Source organism: Brucella sp. TWI432, assembly GCF_039674445.1.
Lineage (GTDB): Bacteria > Pseudomonadota > Alphaproteobacteria > Rhizobiales > Rhizobiaceae > Brucella > Brucella chromiisoli.
In genome coordinates this window covers 1-14,629 of the sequence record NZ_JBDJNL010000034.1, presented here as the reverse complement: position 1 = coordinate 14,629, position 14,629 = coordinate 1, and the positions used below count along the sequence as shown (strand labels likewise).

Genomic DNA, 14,629 nt, shown 5'->3' with positions numbered 1-14,629 from the left:
ACAAGCAGCCGTCTGGCCCTCACAAAATGGGCCAGCGTCAACACCAGCAGTGGCAAGTCGACCCAGCATGCACTAACAGTAAACACGGATCACCCCATGGGGGCAGACCAAGTGGGCTGGGAAGCTTCCTGTCGCGCGCCAATATCTGGAGCACTGTTGGTTATGCGATCTATAAAGGCCTCGAAGCAAAGGGCCCATCCGATCCCAAATTGATAGATCAAGAGTATTTCATTCAGAAAATGAACGAATACAACTTGAAGCAAGGCAATAGCACCGGACAGCGTGAGGCGGCCCCCGCACCTAAGCAAGCGGCACCCTCAGAAACTGTCCCATTCAGTTTCAGACAACTTTGGAACGACCTGATAGCCCCGTCTCCAACTTACGGCGAACCAGAGAAAGTCACGCTTCTTGGAACCCCCACGGTTGTGACAGAACCATCTGGCGTGCAGCAGGTGCAAGTTATGAACCCGCCACCCGCGCCAAACGTCAATCTTAGCCTTGTTATCAACGCCAAATCTGCCGCAACACCTGAAGAAATAGCCAATCTCGCCGCTGCAAAGGTTACGCAAAGCGTGCGATCAGCATTTGATGGCATTCATGCCGATCTCGAATATGGAGTGTCATAATGCTGTATATGCTTGGTACGCTGACCGTTGATACGCGTCCTTTCAGTATCGACAGCATGCAAAGAACCGCCTCGGCGGACATTGCGTCCAAAGCCCTTATCGGGTCTTTTCCAGCCAAAGAGTTCACCGGCGAAGGCGATGATGAAATCACCCTCTCCGGACAGATTTTACCCACCAGGATCGGGGGTCTCAACGAACTCGAAATAGCCCATGGCATGCGCCGCAGCGGGACAAAATTCCCGCTTCAGCGCGGCGATGGCACACGTTTGGGATGGTTCGCCATCACCCGAATAACCGAAAACCACACTGACCTCACCCGTGATGGCGTTGGCTTTGTCGTCAAGCACACAATCGTCATGACCAAAGTGCAACCGGATGCGGGTGCCGGACAGCAGGTTATCACCGGGCTGCTGTCACTCTTCGGCATATTCTAGGAGCCGTGATGCAAACAATCACCGTGAAGGGCGAAGGGATAACCCTCGACCTGCTGCTTTGGCGTGCCTATGGGGTGCGCGGGCGAAGCCTGCGTGAAGAGGCATTGGCAATCAACACCGATCTCGCCGCCCTCGGCGCGATCATCCCCTTAGGCACAGACGTGCTTTTGCCGGACTTGCCAGCGCAAGGCCCCGGCCAATCACGTCACGTTGTTTCTCTCTTTGAGTGAATGATCATGACAAATAGCTGGAAAGTGAACTGGAAAGTTCTTGTCTATGGCAGGGACATGACCAGTGCCATGCGCCCCTATCTCATCAGTATCGACATCACCGACAAGGATGGCAGCGCATCCGACACCTGTTCGCTGACATTTGACGACACAGATGGACAGGTGAAATTGCCACAAGACGGCGCTGCCGTTGAAGCAATCCTTGATGGTGTGTCCAAATTCAAAGGCACAGTCGATAGTGTTCGCTCATCCGGCTCCCGTGGTGGCGGACGGACACTTCAAGTCACAGCCAAGGGTTTCGACAGCAGAGGCAAGGTCAAGCAGCCTCTCTTGTTTCACAAGGATGATGCAACCTTGCAGGAATTCATCGATGACGCCGCCAAGCGCTCCGGCATTTCAACGATCAAGCTTGATGCGGATTTCGCCAATATCCATCGTGATTACTGGTCTGCGGATGGTGAAAGCTTTTTGCACCTTGGTGAAAAACTCGCCCGTGAATTGGGCGGCTCTTTCAAAATCAGAGGTGATCAGGCTGTTCTCGCAAAACGCGGCGAAGGAAAGGCCTCCACGGGCGCGAAGATGCCAGTCATTGAAGGCATTGTCGGCGTCAACGTCATTTCGTGGGACATTGCCCCCTACAAGGGGCGCAGATCATTCACCAAGGCCAAGGTTCGATATTTCGACCGCAAAGCTGCGGACTTCAAATCCAAAGATATTGAGTTTGATCTTGATCGTGATTTGCCAGAATCCACCAACGTTGTTCGCACCACAGTGAGCGATGAAAGCCAGGCTGAGTATGTCGGTGAAGCCCGAAAACGGGAAGCTGAACGTGAGGGCGGCGAAGGCACGGTTGAAATGGATTTGACCGTTGAAGCACAGGCTGAAGCCACCTTCACGCTTTCAGGCGCACGCGCTGGCGTTGATGGTGAATATCGAATCTCAACGGTCCGCCATAAAGCCGACCGAAGCGGCGGCAGCACCACATCGCTGGAAATCAAACAGCCGGGGAAGAATGCCGGAAAAGACACCCGCAAGAAGGGCACCCAGCCCACCACCCCTTCGGATACTTCTGACAGCACATTTGCTGGCATGAGTGATGATCCGCTCGATGATTAGCATCAACCAGATACCTCAATATAAAAAATAGAGGCTGTCATGCAGCTTGTGCCCGATTGGCGGCACGTCTTGCGAAAGGCGTGGTCTGTCCGCCTGATCCTGCTCGCCGGTTTGTTGACCGGCATTGAAGTCGCATTGCCGCTTCTCGGCGATGCTTATCCCATCCCTACAGGCATATTCGCATTGCTGTCGCTCATCATCACGATGGCGGCTTTTGTGATGCGCCTTGTTTCTCAGAAGGCTTTCCGCGATGACACGTAAACGTGTAAAAGCAGCATTGGCATCCGGCCTTGGACTGGTCGCCTTAACAGCAACCTATCTCACAGCACCATGGGAAGGCATGGAAAACCAAGCCTATTATGACAAGCTCGGCAAAGTCTGGACTGTGTGTCTGGGAGAAACCAAGGGCGTCAAAAAGGGCGACTATTATACAGACAAGCAATGCCGGCAGATGCTGATCAAGCGGCTGGAAGCTGATTTTCGTCAGCCATTGCGCAAATGCATTCGCAGCTTTGATCAAGCGCCTATCAGCGTGCAGGCATCGATGCTTGATCTCTCCTATAATATCGGCACCGGTGCTGCCTGCAAATCCACAGCCGCAAAGCGCTTGAATGAAAAGCAATGGCGCGCGGCCTGCAATGCTATGACCGCATTCAACCGCGCTGGCGGCAAGGTGATTGAAGGTCTGCGCAAACGCCGTGAAATGGGCGATGCGCAGCGCATTGGTGAGCTTGAATTGTGCCTGGCAGGTCTGTGATGCTGGGCTTGCTTGATTATCTCAAAATTGGTGCGGGAATTGCGGTCGGCATTGTGCTGGCTGCGATCTATTACAATGGCATCCCGTTTCTCAAAGACATTCCCTATGTCGGCACAGCCTTCGAAGGACAGGCCAAAAAAGGTCTTGTGCCAGAGTTTCAGGTGAAGGCGCTTCAAGCACAACTGGCCGAGGAAGCCCGACAGCGCAAGGCCGGGCAATTGGTGATCGAAGCCTATCAGGTGCAGCTGCAAAATGCGCGCGCTGCCGAAGCTGCACAAAGCGAAAAATCAGAACAGGAGATCGCAGATTATGAAAAGCGGCTTGCTGAAGCGGGGCGGACTTGCCTGCTTGATGATGCTGATATTGAGTTCCTGCGCCAGCGATAGGCTGTTGCAGGAAGCGGCTCAGCGTCAAGGGCAGTCGCAGGCACGAGCGCAGCTCCCGGATTATCCTGATGACTGCCAATTAAAAGAGCCGCATGCGCCACTGCTCAATGGTGCCGAAATCCGCTCAATCCTGAAACGGGAGCGGCAGGCCTTGGACCGCCAGAACGCGCGTAGCGAACGATGTGCTGCTTTTTATGATTCTGTAAAAAGGAATTTACGATGAGTGATGCGGGCCAAGATCGTTCCATTGGTAGAATTGAGGGAAAGCTCGATCTCATCATCTCGGATCAGGAGAATGCGCGGCAAGACCGCAAGCAACAATATCAGCGGCAGGAGAAAACTGAACGCTTATTGGAAGCCTTGCAGCGCAATATCGAAAGCATTGATGCGAGACTTGAAAAGGTTGAGGAACCGGTCGCGGATTTTAACCGCTGGCGGGAACGCGGCATCGGTGCTGTGATGCTTGTCAGCGCGTTCGCAGCCATTTTCGGCGCTGTCATCGCATCATTCTGGAGAAAAGTTTTAGCGATATTGGTAGGCTGATTTTAGATGCATGAAGCGAGGCATAGTATGGGGCGTTGAAATATCTCCATAACATTTATGGAACGATTTGCCCTTCTAAGCATTTCTCAAATGGAAAATATGTAATTGAATAATCTGGAGAATTATGATGCGTCGTATCCTACTCGCTGCCGCCACTACTGTTGCACTCGTCTCGATTTCTCATGCTCAGACTGCAACTGTTGCTGATAAGGAGGTGTTCGTAACTGCCGAGCCAACTGCTGTGCTCAGCTACAATCTTATCGGCCTCAATGTGGTCAATGGCGATGATACGACCATTGGTGAAATTAAAGATCTGATTATCGCCAATGGTCAGTTGGCTGGTTATATTGTGTCAGTTGGTGGATTTCTCGGTGTAGGCGAGCGCTATGTGATTGTGGCACCCGACGCGATTGATGTCACCTATTTCGATGATGATAAAAAGTGGTCGGCAGTCATGAACTCGACCAAGGAAGAAATCGAAAAGGCTCCAGAGTTTAAATATGAAGGTCGTTGGGCCAAGTAACCGAATAGATTGAATTGAGAAAGCCGCCTTTTTAGGCGGCTTTTTTAATGTCTAACTGTCCAAATGCTTGCCAATTGGGCCGCGCTGCATTTTATCTGATACGACTTTGATTGCATCGGCAGCTTCTTCCGCTGACCACCCTGCATCCACAGCTTCAGTTATCAAATTTCTCACACCGGGCACACTCGTCCCCTCGACCACAGCTTCAGCGTCTTCTTCCGACCGACCGGCTAATGTCGCTTGTTCTATGAGATCTTTTATCCCAGCAGAAATGGCTTGCTCACAATCGGCTTTACGGCCAGGATAATCGTCAGATGATTTTGGACTTAACATGCAATTTCTCCTTTTCAGGATAGATAGAGCTCCAATTATCTCTGTCCAGCCAGTGCGTTTTCTCCTCCCTGCCGATGCTCATGGCCAAATCGTAATTGGCAACCTTTTGATTTAGAACCAAAAGACTTCGGAAACACGAAGATGAGATACGTGCAAACCCGCAGCGCATTCGATTGTCTCCCACAGACGCATAAGAAACACAGAAATCCGAGCGCGCGACACCACGAAATGAATGCACTGACACTCAGGACCATATTCCGGTCATTAGAGGAATGATCCTAACACTTTATCATATCTAAAAAGAGCCAATCGTCATTTTAGCGATTGCGGAAACACGCCCTGAATGGGGCGGCTATCGGTGCGCGAACACCGAATAGCGGCGGCTGAAGATTGGCGTCTAAGCCCGCCTGGCACGACGGTAGGTCAATGCCACACGCCTGCCCTTACGGGCGCGGGCATATTGGCCTTATCTGGTTAATAAAAATGCAAGAAGGTTTCTCATTCACAACTGTTCGTCCGGTTTCCCTGAACTTGCCCGGAAAAAGTGGAAAGCGAAGGTTTCTTCAGGCGGTCAGCTTGAGAGGGATGCTCTCGAACTGAATTGGGCTTTTGTAGCCCAAGGATGAATGTCTTCGTTTCGGATTATAGAAGCCATCAATATATTGTCCAATGGCGATTTCGGCTTGTGCCCTCGTTTTGAACACGGTTCGCCAAATCAGCTCTGATTTGATTGTTTTGAAGACGGTTTCCACCATGGCATTGTCATAGCAATTGCCTTTGCCGCTCATCGACAGGATGAATCCGTGGGCTTTCAGGAGTTTTTGGTAGTGGGTCGCACAATATTGGCCACCATGGGCGGAGTGGTGAATGACATCCTTCCGCGGTCTGCGGATGGCAATTGCCCGTTGTAATGCGGTCAATGCCAAGTCCTGTTTCAGGCGGTCACTTACAGCCCTGCCGATAACCCGCCGCGAATAGAGATCGACAACAATGGCCAGATAAAGCCAGCCTTGCGTCGTCCAAACATAGGTGATGTCAACACCCCACTTCTGATTTGGCCCCGTGGCAGCAAAGTCCTGATCCAGAATGTTGGGGGCTACAGACCCTTTGTGCTCGCTGTTAGTTGTTCTCTTGAAACGGTGTTTCTGTAACGCTTTCAATCCGTTGTCACGCATGATCCGGGCAACCCTGTGGCGGCCGGCGCAAACCCCTTCTTCCTTCAGTTACACCGTCATGCGTGGGTTTCCGAAGGTTTCATGGGAGGTGGTGAATTGCGCCCGGATATGAGCCAAAAGAACCATGTCCGTCCTTTGCCGCAGGCTCGGCTTGCGTATACCCCAAGCGTAATATCCGCTTTCACTGACACCCAAAAGCGCGCAGGCACGCCAAACCGGAACGTTGGCCTTCTCCGCCGCGATGACATTGAATTTCATTTCATGATTTCCTTGGCAAAGAAGGCGGCTGCTTTTTTAATAAATCCCGCTCCTGACGCAAAATCTCGTTTTCCTTGCGAAAATGCGCCAGTTCCTTGGCTGTATCCTCGTGTGGTCCAGAAAGGAGCTCCGCCTCCTTGTGGGTGACGACCCATTTCCCAAGCGTCGAGAGACCAACGCCAAGATCATCGGATATTGCACGCAACGGCCTGCCGCTCGTGCGCACAAGCCGGACGGTTCCTGCTTTGAAGTCATCAGTGAATTTGGCGTGGCGGCCAGGTGAATTCTTCTTCGTGTTCGTCATGGGGCGAAAGACTATCAAAGGTTAGGGATTCGCTCTCCACTTTTTCCGGGCAAGTCCATTCCGGCTCTGGCGTGCGGTGGATCAAAACGGCACCGTTCTCGAAGAAATCTTGCAGAAGCGGCGTGATAAAGGGGCGGCAAAGCAACTGCTCGTGGCGTTAATGAAGCGCTATGGCTTTTCTCCCAAACGGATCATCACCGATAAGCTCCGCTCCTACGGTGCAGCAAAGGCAGAAGTGGCACCCGGCCTTGGCCATTGGTCGTACAAGGGCCTCAATAATAGGGCTGAAAGCAGCCATCTGCCGTTTCGAAAACGGGAACGAACCATGCAAGGCCACCGATCATCGGGAGCGTTGCAACGGTTCGTCTCCATGCACTCCGTAACACGCAATTGCTTTTCAGTTCCGTCCCGGCGCCGAGCCGCACAAGCAATTCGATACCATCGCGTCGAAGCTTTCGATGCATGGAAAATTGCGGCCGGTGTCGCTTGAATATCTAATATCCGCTGATCTTTCCGGCCAGAGAAACTTAACGTGTCAACACCCTCCTAAGAAGTGACCAAAGAAACCTGCTGTTTTCCGGGAAGATAACAGCAGGTTTTTTCTACATACAATCGAACGTTATCCATTAGTAAAAAGCCTATATTAATTTTAGGCGCGAATAACGTTCAGGCTTCAATCTACCATTTTACTCGAAATCCAACCTCACCTTTGATCGAATAGCTATCACTGAAGTTGTTAAGGCTGGTGTTGACGAGGCCTTCGCTATAGATCGAATATTTATCGTCATTCCAGTTGTAAGAACCACCAAGGCCCAATCCACCCCACACACGATCATTGCGGCTCGTAAACGTGCTTTCCGCAACATTCACACGCGTTCCTTTGAGAAACTCGTAATAGAGATTAGCAACCCCATACACCCGTGTCCGATCCAGCATGCCATTGGCATTCTGCCATGAATTCTCATGATCAACCGTCAGACCAAGACGACCCTGCAAGCTCTCCCCACGATCAAGGCTGACATCTGCATCAAATGCATCCGTGAATGCATCAAAATCAACATTGGAATACGTCAACTGTGCCTGTGGTGTCAGTGACCATGCTTCGTCGATGGCAAAACGCTGCCCGCCTTCCAGTGATAAAGTATAGCCAAAACCATCATTGTTATCGGTCAGGCCTATATTGGCAGTCGTCGAGTGAAGATCACTGCGATACCACGTCACCTGACCCTGACCATCAAGGTAGAAGCCATTCTCGCCATACCAGGTGAGCGTTCCGCCAAGACCATAGCCGTCTGTGCTGATATCACCATCGCCATGGGTTGAATTGGTCTTCGTCTTGCCATGGGCATAATGCACCGTGAAGCCGCCAATCAGCCTGCCGTTTTCGGTCTCCGTCAGCAGGCCATCAATACCAGCCTGCATTTTGAAGACATTCTGGTCAAAATTCGTATCAGACGAAGAAAAACTTGGTTTAATATGGTTATGCGAACCTTCTATGCGACCCCAAACGCCATTGCTGTTGATTGCAGCGCCAGCTTCATCAGGGGCGGCATAAGGCGAGCCAATTGCATCAGCACCCTGCGCAACCACACGATTGCCATTGCCTGACCAGACACGGTTGCCTGTTCGCTGCTGCAAGGTAGACACACCGTTTAAGCCAAGAAGAGCCTGCGGATAGGCTTCATAAGTTGGTACCCCTGCCTGGTAGAGAGGTTCTGGGTTGACAGGGTCGACAGGATCAACGGGATCAACAGGGTCAACGGGGTCAACGGGGTCGACAGGGTCAACGGGCTTGACTTGCGAACGTAGATACCAACTGCCGTCTAGAGGATTAGTAGTACCACCTTGATATAATTTATATGCATAGGCACCCGCAACTACCGCCTGTTCGCCGTTATGGACGTAATCTCCTTGAAGCAAAAACTCACCAGTAGATATGCCTTCTACCTCAATCAGCAGAATGCCGTTATCAGTCTGGGCTCCAGTACCACCCGCATTGTTGATCACAACCGTAGTTGGTTTATATGAGATGCTATTAACCAGCTTAATTCTATCTGTCTTTGAATCATCACCCATCAACTCTGTATTCATGTAGATATATCCGTCGTTACCCGTATAATCTTGGGCACTAAGCTCTATAAATTCAGAATTATTGCGAGCTACATTGCTGTTTAAAAATATGCTGCTGTTATCATTGAGTAAGGCATTAACACTCGAATTTCCTGAAACATACCAAATAGATTCTTCATTCAAATTCAACTCGGAATAGCTGTCAGTGTCTTGGTTTGTCGCGCCTTGAACCGTACTGTTATATGTATTTAATACTAGGTTACTACTGCGATCATCATCACCATATATATTCCAAAGATAGTTAGAGCCACTTAGTTTTGTGTTCTTAAGAGAAGTAACAAGTGAACTAGCATTAACGACTATTGCCGAACCATTCTCCGATCTAATGGCACTATCTTCGATATTTACTTGAGAGGTACCACTTGTATAATATTGTGAATATAATGATGTTCCATTTGGACCGCTCAGTTTAAATTTGCTATTTTTAATATTGACGGTGGCACCACCTATTAATGCAACTCCGTATGAATTATCGCCCGTTGAAGCAATTTCAATATTATTCGCTTCAACTAGCGTTCCATCATCAACCCCAATTTCGAAGGCCAAAATTCCAACATTGTTGGCTCCATAGTTATTTATAGCAGTGTTAGATAAAGTTATATTTGCTCCCCTTTGAGATAAAACACCATAGCTACCACCACCATAATTATTAACAATACTTTCAGAAACATTGGTTACAGTTTCTTTATTGTACGACGTTATACCATGAGACGACCCTCCAAGGGTAGTTACATTAACACTCTCAAATGTTGTAGTACCTTTGTTAATTGAGTAGAGTCCGTAAGAAGACGTATTGTTAGTGGTTATGCTTGTATTACGTGCTTCAACATTGGCAAGAGAGCCAATCGAATATATCCCATGCGCGGAAGATCCACTGGTAATAATATCTACATTATCTAATAATATGGAGGTATAGCGATCTGCCTTTACGCCAGAATCTACACTTTTTATAGTTAAGTTCTTGGCACTTAATTCTGTACCATCCCCTTCAGCGCCCAACGTGAAAAACCCAATGCCCGCAGCATCGACTGTGCCGCCATCGAGGGAAACCTTACCGCCCGACAAGGCGTAAGCGCCGTAAGAGTTAATTGAATCAACTTTTATATTAATATTGTTGGCGGTTAATGATCCTGAGTTAGTAGCGAACAATCCGTGAGCCGCATAACCAGAAGTACTTACATCTATGCCTTCAGATAATTCAATGGTACCGTTTTGCGAATACACGCCATATGCAAAATCACCACCAGTTATAACTTCTACTGGACCATCTGCGATAATCGAGCCTGAATTTCTAGCATAAAGCCCTATTCCATCTAACGAAGAATCATTTCCCGTATCTACCTTACCATTGAATTTGACAATATCAGTAGGGCCGTTTGCTTGTATTTGTTGAGCCCAAGCGTTTTGAACAGAAGCTATCGTACAGGCAAATAGCACTACACTGCTTTTCAATTTCCTACGATAAGAACATACATTATGAACCACGAATTCCCCCTTAATGAGTTAACAATAACGCTTTGTTAGTGAAAGCTAGAAAGCTTCTAAGTTTTGTCAATATTCATTCGGATTTTTTTGTACTGTCTCAAAACAGAAAAATTATTAGCGCTCGTGGACAAAGGATATCCATAGTTTGACTGCGGCTATGACGACGAAGGCGAGATAGGAATCCTTGGTTTTGTCATAGTGGGCCGCAACGCGCCGCTAGTTCTTGAGCTTATTGATGAGCTGCTCAATCTGGTTGCGCCACTTGTATTTGGATTTGTGGTGTGGGATTAGCTCGCGCCTGTTGCTTTTCGATGGGATGACGGCCTCGACGTCGGCGCTGGCAATTTCCTAGCAAATGGCGTCAGCGTCGTAACCCTTATGGGCGAGTAAAGCCTCAATCCGATCGGAGATCATCCAGAACAAGGGCGCAAAGCCTTACGTTATTATGCGTTTGCCCGTGCGTCAAGACGAAGCCGAGCGGACGGACTTTCGCATCGCAGTGGGCATGGAGCTTGGCGGTGAAGCCGCCCCGTGATCGACCAAGCGCCTTGATCTCCTGAGGCCCCTTTTTATGCCGATCGCACAATGATGCACTCGGACAATTGTGCTGTCGATCATGTCGGCGCTTCGATCCCGCTCGACCATATCAGCCAGAGTTTCCAGCATTTCTTCGAACACGCCGGTCTCAACCCAGCGCCGATAGTGGCGGAAGACGCTGTTCCATTTGCCGTATTCATCAGGCAGGTGCCGCCATTGCGCTCCCGTGCGCGCTATCCACATCATGCCTTCGAAATAGCGCCGGTTGTCTTGGGCAGGACGGCATCCGCGGCCCTGCTCCCCAGGAAGAAGCGGACAGTTCCCGCCCATTCATCGTTCGTCAAACCAATCCGTTCGCCCAAGGCTGCCTCCGAATAGAAGCCTTGAATCAAAACCGGTTCCGTAGTCAACCTTTGTCCACGAGCGCTCGTAGCGATTAGATTTCATCCATCTTGAACATCGTCAGCCATTCAATTATGAAGCGTTTCGGCAACGCCATTGGAAAGTTTTACTCTCTCAAAAACTTTTGCATTCACATTGAATTGCCGCATGATCATTTTTTGCCTTCTAGCTCTTTGCTAACGTCCAGCTTATCCGTGCGGCAAGAAGCCGTCTAGGAGACTAGCCTGAGGCCGGCAGTTGACATTTATAAACACCATGTGAAGTTAACAATTTACGCAAGCCGATTGGGCGACGTTGCTGACAATTAGTTTGCATTTCGCTGCCAACCCATTGATTCACAAAGAGCGTCAAATGCATCATTTTGCAGAATACTAATTACATTTCAATATATTGACTGGCACTCTGAATCCGTTAGTCTTGGTTCGAATCTAGGTTCCACAGCCATTTGATTTCATTATGTTTTTTCGTATTTCCGGCTGGACTTTTAATGATATTCTTTTGCAAACCGTTGCAGAGTTTTGTTTGCTACAATTCCTACTTGCTGGTAATTATTATAGATTTTCAACGGGAACAACGGAAAAACTTGTCTGCCAACTTCAACTTGAATTGAAAGCAAATTTAGGATTTAAGTGATTTTTTATCCGCGCACTGCCATCTATCGGACGTTCTTGGGCACAACACAGTCCTAGCGCGCGTCAAATATTATGGCGACGAGTGGAAAACAGACGAAACTATGCGAAACGAAAAAATGCCGACAGTTATTCTGGAGGCGTTTGAACGAAAATTATAGATTTCAAACAAGCTAGTTAGTGCTCAGTCGTATTTAGTTATTGATCCTGGAAAGCGTAATGAGTCTTCAGATTTCTCCCCCTGACATCGCAACTCGACCGACGATCACGCCCTGTCGTCCAGGACGAAATGTTGTCGTAGTGGGTGCTGGAATACTCGGAGCGTCCGTTGCTTGGCATCTTGCAAAGCAAGGTATCAGCGTAACGGTTCTTGAAAAGGAGCTCGAACCCGCCAGAGGCGTAACTCGCTGGTCCTACGGCTGGGTTGGAACGGGTAGTGTACTTCCCTCTGATGACATGGACAACTTTGCATCGAAGTTGGTTGCAATCCATGAATTTGGGAGCCTAGAACGCGAACTCGGCCCACTCCCCATCGCGGCTCGAGGCGCGATCGTCTGGCTTGACAGTGACGAAGAGACGATAAGGCTGATTGAAGACCAGCAGGCCGCAGGGGCGCAAATGACACCTTTGCAGCGCACACAGATTCGGGATCTGGAGCCTTGCCTCGCCTCACCGCCAGCTGTGGCAGCTTGGGCGCCCCATGACTTTGCCATTGAGCCCGCAGATTTGACGCGTCAACTGCTAGCTGCAGCACAAGACGCAGGTGCAAAGATTGTTTATGGAGAAAGTGCCGAGGGGATTCTTACGAACGGTGGTCGTGCTATAGGGGTACGTACCGCCAACATAACTATTAGAGCAGATGCCATCGTGATGGCGAACGCAGCTTCTGCCATTTCCCTCGTTGCCGATCTGGGGATTACACTACCTGTTCGGACTGAGCCAGCTGTGTTGATGCGCTTCGAAGCAACGTCGACAAAAGTGAATCATCTGCTTTACTGCGAAGATCTTGAATTGCGACCTGATCGAGCTGGAGGCCTTGTTTCAGCCGACGATTATCCACTGGAAGGTGACGCTGGCTTAGCCCAACTCGCAGAACGAACTGTGCAAACGATCGCTCGCATCTTAACGCCCGCTGTAAAACCACCATTAAGAACCGTTACTGCAGCTCATCGCCCGATGATAGAAAATGGCAAACCGTTGAGGTCGTTTCTGCCTGGTATCGAGGGCCTTTATGCAGTGATCGCACATCCAGGTATCATCCTTGCACCTCATCTCGGTCGACTCGCCGCGACGGAAATTATCGATGTGACGTGAAAAATCGCGAGCGTTTCCCCGTTTTAATGAGTGCCGTTCTACGGTTTGCATTTGAGAGGTAACCTGTTGATTCATAAAGGGCATCAAATGAACGATTTTGCAAAATAGTTGTTATATATCAATATATTCGCTTGGATCCTAACTCCGATGGCCCTCATGTCGGATTTGGGTGCGGGTTGGGTGCAGACCCACCTTTGTTCGTGCATTGTTCTACAAATGTTTACCCTAGGGCTGTCATCAACAACCGCGCAAATGCGCGGTTTTAAGATCTCCCGATTGCGTTGACATTGTAGGGGTCACAGGTTCAATCCCTGTTACGCCCACCATTCGAACTCCAGACATACCAATACGTTAGATAAAATTATCACAGCGAATAAATAGCGCTCTTTAGGTTCAATGAACCTTTCATGAACCTAACCACCCTTCTTCTGTCCTTCTTCTATCCTCTGCAATACCTCTCGGACAAGACGCATGTCACCGCCCATCTGCTTTAGCTGCGCATATTTGTATTTTCATTTATGAATGACCAATGTGCAGCTTGCCAATAAGGATTAGGCGACCGCTAGAGAAAAATGAATTAATAATTAATTTTTATTTCCAAATTTTTTCTAAATTATTATTGGGGTAGATATATATAAATAAATGTAATTAATTATTATCGTTCACATGAAAGGTAATAATAATGATAAGACGATTTTTAATTATATCATCTTCTTTAGCTTTGTTTTCTACCGGTTACGCCTTATCCGCGGAAAGCGGCATTAATCAAAAATTGGTAAACAAAGCATCGTATCATGACGATTTAGGTCGAAAGATTGGGAAAAGTGAACTTAGTACTTTTTCTAAAAAAAACATTTCAATGTTTCAATGTCCATACGTGACACGTGAGGCATGCGAACGCCAAACTAGTGATCCGTCTGACCCTAGTTTGTGCTTTGAGTGTGATGACGGAAGCTGGTCACCATCTGCTGGCTAATATACAGAAAAACCCGCAGAAGCGGGGTTGATTGTCGGATCTGCGATTAATCGCAGATCCCCGATTTCACTCAAAGTAACTTCAAGTCGCCACCGACGACAAAGGCGACGAAGGCTGCTACCAGCCCAGCGATTATCATCCAGTTGATGCGAGATAGTGACGACTGGATGCCTTTGACGGAGTTTTCCAGTCCAGAGAACCGCGTATCAATACGGGCTTCCATCGCAACCCATCTTTCATCATTACGAGCGCTTTCAATCTCTCGCTGGCGCTGCCAAGTCTCTACGGCGTAGACTCATAAACTGATGCACCAGATACGGACAGCGATGAGTTTGACAGCAGCCAGGAAATTGGCCGGGGTTTTGTCGTAACGTGTTGCAATGCCGCGATAGTGCTTGAGGCGGTTAAAGAAGCGCTCGACCAAGTTTCTCTGGCGATAGACCCATGGCGAGAACGCAAATACGTCCTTAC

At 49.0% G+C, this 14,629-nt stretch carries 14 protein-coding genes and 2 pseudogenes; 11 read left to right on the top strand and 5 right to left on the bottom strand.

What is annotated here, in order from left to right; translation table 11 throughout:
- The 9 genes from ABE527_RS20820 to ABE527_RS20780 all read left to right on the top strand — a co-directional run.
- On the top strand, nucleotides 1-626 hold a 626-nt coding region (locus ABE527_RS20820), incomplete at its 5' end, for a hypothetical protein (protein ID WP_499698198.1).
- Nucleotides 626-1,060, top strand: a complete 435-nt coding sequence (locus tag ABE527_RS20815; protein ID WP_499698197.1) for a phage tail protein — start codon at nucleotides 626-628, stop codon at nucleotides 1,058-1,060. The genes ABE527_RS20820 and ABE527_RS20815, both read left to right, overlap by 1 nt.
- An 8-nt stretch (nucleotides 1,061-1,068) precedes the next feature.
- Nucleotides 1,069-1,290, top strand: a complete 222-nt coding sequence (locus tag ABE527_RS20810; RefSeq protein ID WP_499698196.1) for a tail protein X — start codon at nucleotides 1,069-1,071, stop codon at nucleotides 1,288-1,290.
- Between the two features lie 6 nt (nucleotides 1,291-1,296).
- Nucleotides 1,297-2,406, top strand: a complete 1,110-nt coding sequence (locus ABE527_RS20805; protein ID WP_499698195.1) for a phage late control D family protein — start codon at nucleotides 1,297-1,299, stop codon at nucleotides 2,404-2,406.
- Between the two features lie 39 nt (nucleotides 2,407-2,445).
- Nucleotides 2,446-2,667 carry a DUF7940 domain-containing protein gene (locus ABE527_RS20800; protein ID WP_499698194.1) on the top strand — a complete coding sequence of 74 codons (222 nt, stop codon included), beginning with the start codon at nucleotides 2,446-2,448 and terminating at the stop codon, nucleotides 2,665-2,667.
- Nucleotides 2,657-3,163 carry a lysozyme gene (locus ABE527_RS20795; RefSeq protein WP_499698193.1) on the top strand — a complete coding sequence of 169 codons (507 nt, stop codon included), beginning with the start codon at nucleotides 2,657-2,659 and terminating at the stop codon, nucleotides 3,161-3,163. The genes ABE527_RS20800 and ABE527_RS20795 overlap by 11 nt, the downstream gene beginning before the upstream one ends.
- Nucleotides 3,163-3,549, top strand: coding sequence for a hypothetical protein (locus ABE527_RS20790; RefSeq protein WP_499698192.1), 387 nt, complete (start codon nucleotides 3,163-3,165; stop codon nucleotides 3,547-3,549). The genes ABE527_RS20795 and ABE527_RS20790 overlap by 1 nt, the downstream gene beginning before the upstream one ends.
- A gap of 219 nt (nucleotides 3,550-3,768) precedes the next feature.
- Nucleotides 3,769-4,092, top strand: a complete 324-nt coding sequence (locus ABE527_RS20785; protein WP_499698191.1) for a hypothetical protein — start codon at nucleotides 3,769-3,771, stop codon at nucleotides 4,090-4,092.
- Between the two features lie 127 nt (nucleotides 4,093-4,219).
- Entirely contained in the window at nucleotides 4,220-4,615 is a 396-nt protein-coding gene (locus tag ABE527_RS20780) for a PRC-barrel domain-containing protein (RefSeq protein WP_265986145.1), read from the top strand.
- A gap of 51 nt (nucleotides 4,616-4,666) precedes the next feature.
- On the opposite strand, the gene ABE527_RS20775 is transcribed toward ABE527_RS20780, so the two are convergent.
- Nucleotides 4,667-4,948, bottom strand: a complete 282-nt coding sequence (locus ABE527_RS20775; protein WP_499698190.1) for a hypothetical protein — start codon at nucleotides 4,946-4,948, stop codon at nucleotides 4,667-4,669.
- Nucleotides 4,949-5,511: 563 nt separating this feature from the next.
- A pseudogene (locus ABE527_RS20770) lies at nucleotides 5,512-6,685 on the bottom strand (IS3 family transposase).
- 58 nt (nucleotides 6,686-6,743) lie between these two features.
- Between ABE527_RS20770 and ABE527_RS20765 the strand changes: the two are divergent.
- Nucleotides 6,744-7,175 (top strand): annotated as a pseudogene (locus ABE527_RS20765) (IS6 family transposase); the annotation flags it as partial.
- Between the two features lie 188 nt (nucleotides 7,176-7,363).
- Here ABE527_RS20765 and ABE527_RS20760 read toward each other — a convergent pair.
- Nucleotides 7,364-10,267, bottom strand: coding sequence for an autotransporter family protein (locus ABE527_RS20760; protein WP_499698189.1), 2,904 nt, complete (start codon nucleotides 10,265-10,267; stop codon nucleotides 7,364-7,366).
- 495 nt (nucleotides 10,268-10,762) lie between these two features.
- Nucleotides 10,763-11,167 (bottom strand): transposase, encoded by a 405-nt coding sequence (locus ABE527_RS20755; RefSeq protein WP_499698188.1) that lies wholly within the window; start codon nucleotides 11,165-11,167, stop codon nucleotides 10,763-10,765.
- Nucleotides 11,168-12,087: 920 nt separating this feature from the next.
- On the opposite strand from ABE527_RS20755, the gene ABE527_RS20750 reads away from it, so the two are divergent.
- A complete protein-coding gene (locus ABE527_RS20750) occupies nucleotides 12,088-13,182 on the top strand; it encodes an NAD(P)/FAD-dependent oxidoreductase (protein ID WP_499698187.1) in 1,095 nt (364 codons plus the stop codon).
- A 1,271-nt stretch (nucleotides 13,183-14,453) separates the two neighbouring features.
- Here the strand turns inward: ABE527_RS20750 and ABE527_RS20745 are convergent.
- Nucleotides 14,454-14,629, bottom strand: a 176-nt coding sequence (locus ABE527_RS20745; protein WP_499698199.1) for a transposase, incomplete at its 5' end; no start/stop codon positions are given.

Excerpts from the sequence above, each read along its gene's own strand:
- ABE527_RS20815 (WP_499698197.1), top strand. The coding sequence starts at position 626 with ATGCTGTATATGCTTGGTACGCTGACCGTTGATACGCGTCCTTTCAGT.
- ABE527_RS20810 (WP_499698196.1), top strand. The coding sequence starts at position 1,069 with ATGCAAACAATCACCGTGAAGGGCGAAGGGATAACCCTCGACCTGCTG.
- ABE527_RS20805 (WP_499698195.1), top strand. The coding sequence starts at position 1,297 with ATGACAAATAGCTGGAAAGTGAACTGGAAAGTTCTTGTCTATGGCAGG.
- ABE527_RS20800 (WP_499698194.1), top strand. The coding sequence starts at position 2,446 with ATGCAGCTTGTGCCCGATTGGCGGCACGTCTTGCGAAAGGCGTGGTCT.
- ABE527_RS20795 (WP_499698193.1), top strand. The coding sequence starts at position 2,657 with ATGACACGTAAACGTGTAAAAGCAGCATTGGCATCCGGCCTTGGACTG.
- ABE527_RS20790 (WP_499698192.1), top strand. The coding sequence starts at position 3,163 with ATGCTGGGCTTGCTTGATTATCTCAAAATTGGTGCGGGAATTGCGGTC.
- ABE527_RS20785 (WP_499698191.1), top strand. The coding sequence starts at position 3,769 with ATGAGTGATGCGGGCCAAGATCGTTCCATTGGTAGAATTGAGGGAAAG.
- ABE527_RS20780 (WP_265986145.1), top strand. The coding sequence starts at position 4,220 with ATGCGTCGTATCCTACTCGCTGCCGCCACTACTGTTGCACTCGTCTCG.
- ABE527_RS20775 (WP_499698190.1), bottom strand. The coding sequence starts at position 4,948 with ATGTTAAGTCCAAAATCATCTGACGATTATCCTGGCCGTAAAGCCGAT.
- ABE527_RS20755 (WP_499698188.1), bottom strand. The coding sequence starts at position 11,167 with ATGGGCGGGAACTGTCCGCTTCTTCCTGGGGAGCAGGGCCGCGGATGC.
- ABE527_RS20750 (WP_499698187.1), top strand. The coding sequence starts at position 12,088 with ATGAGTCTTCAGATTTCTCCCCCTGACATCGCAACTCGACCGACGATC.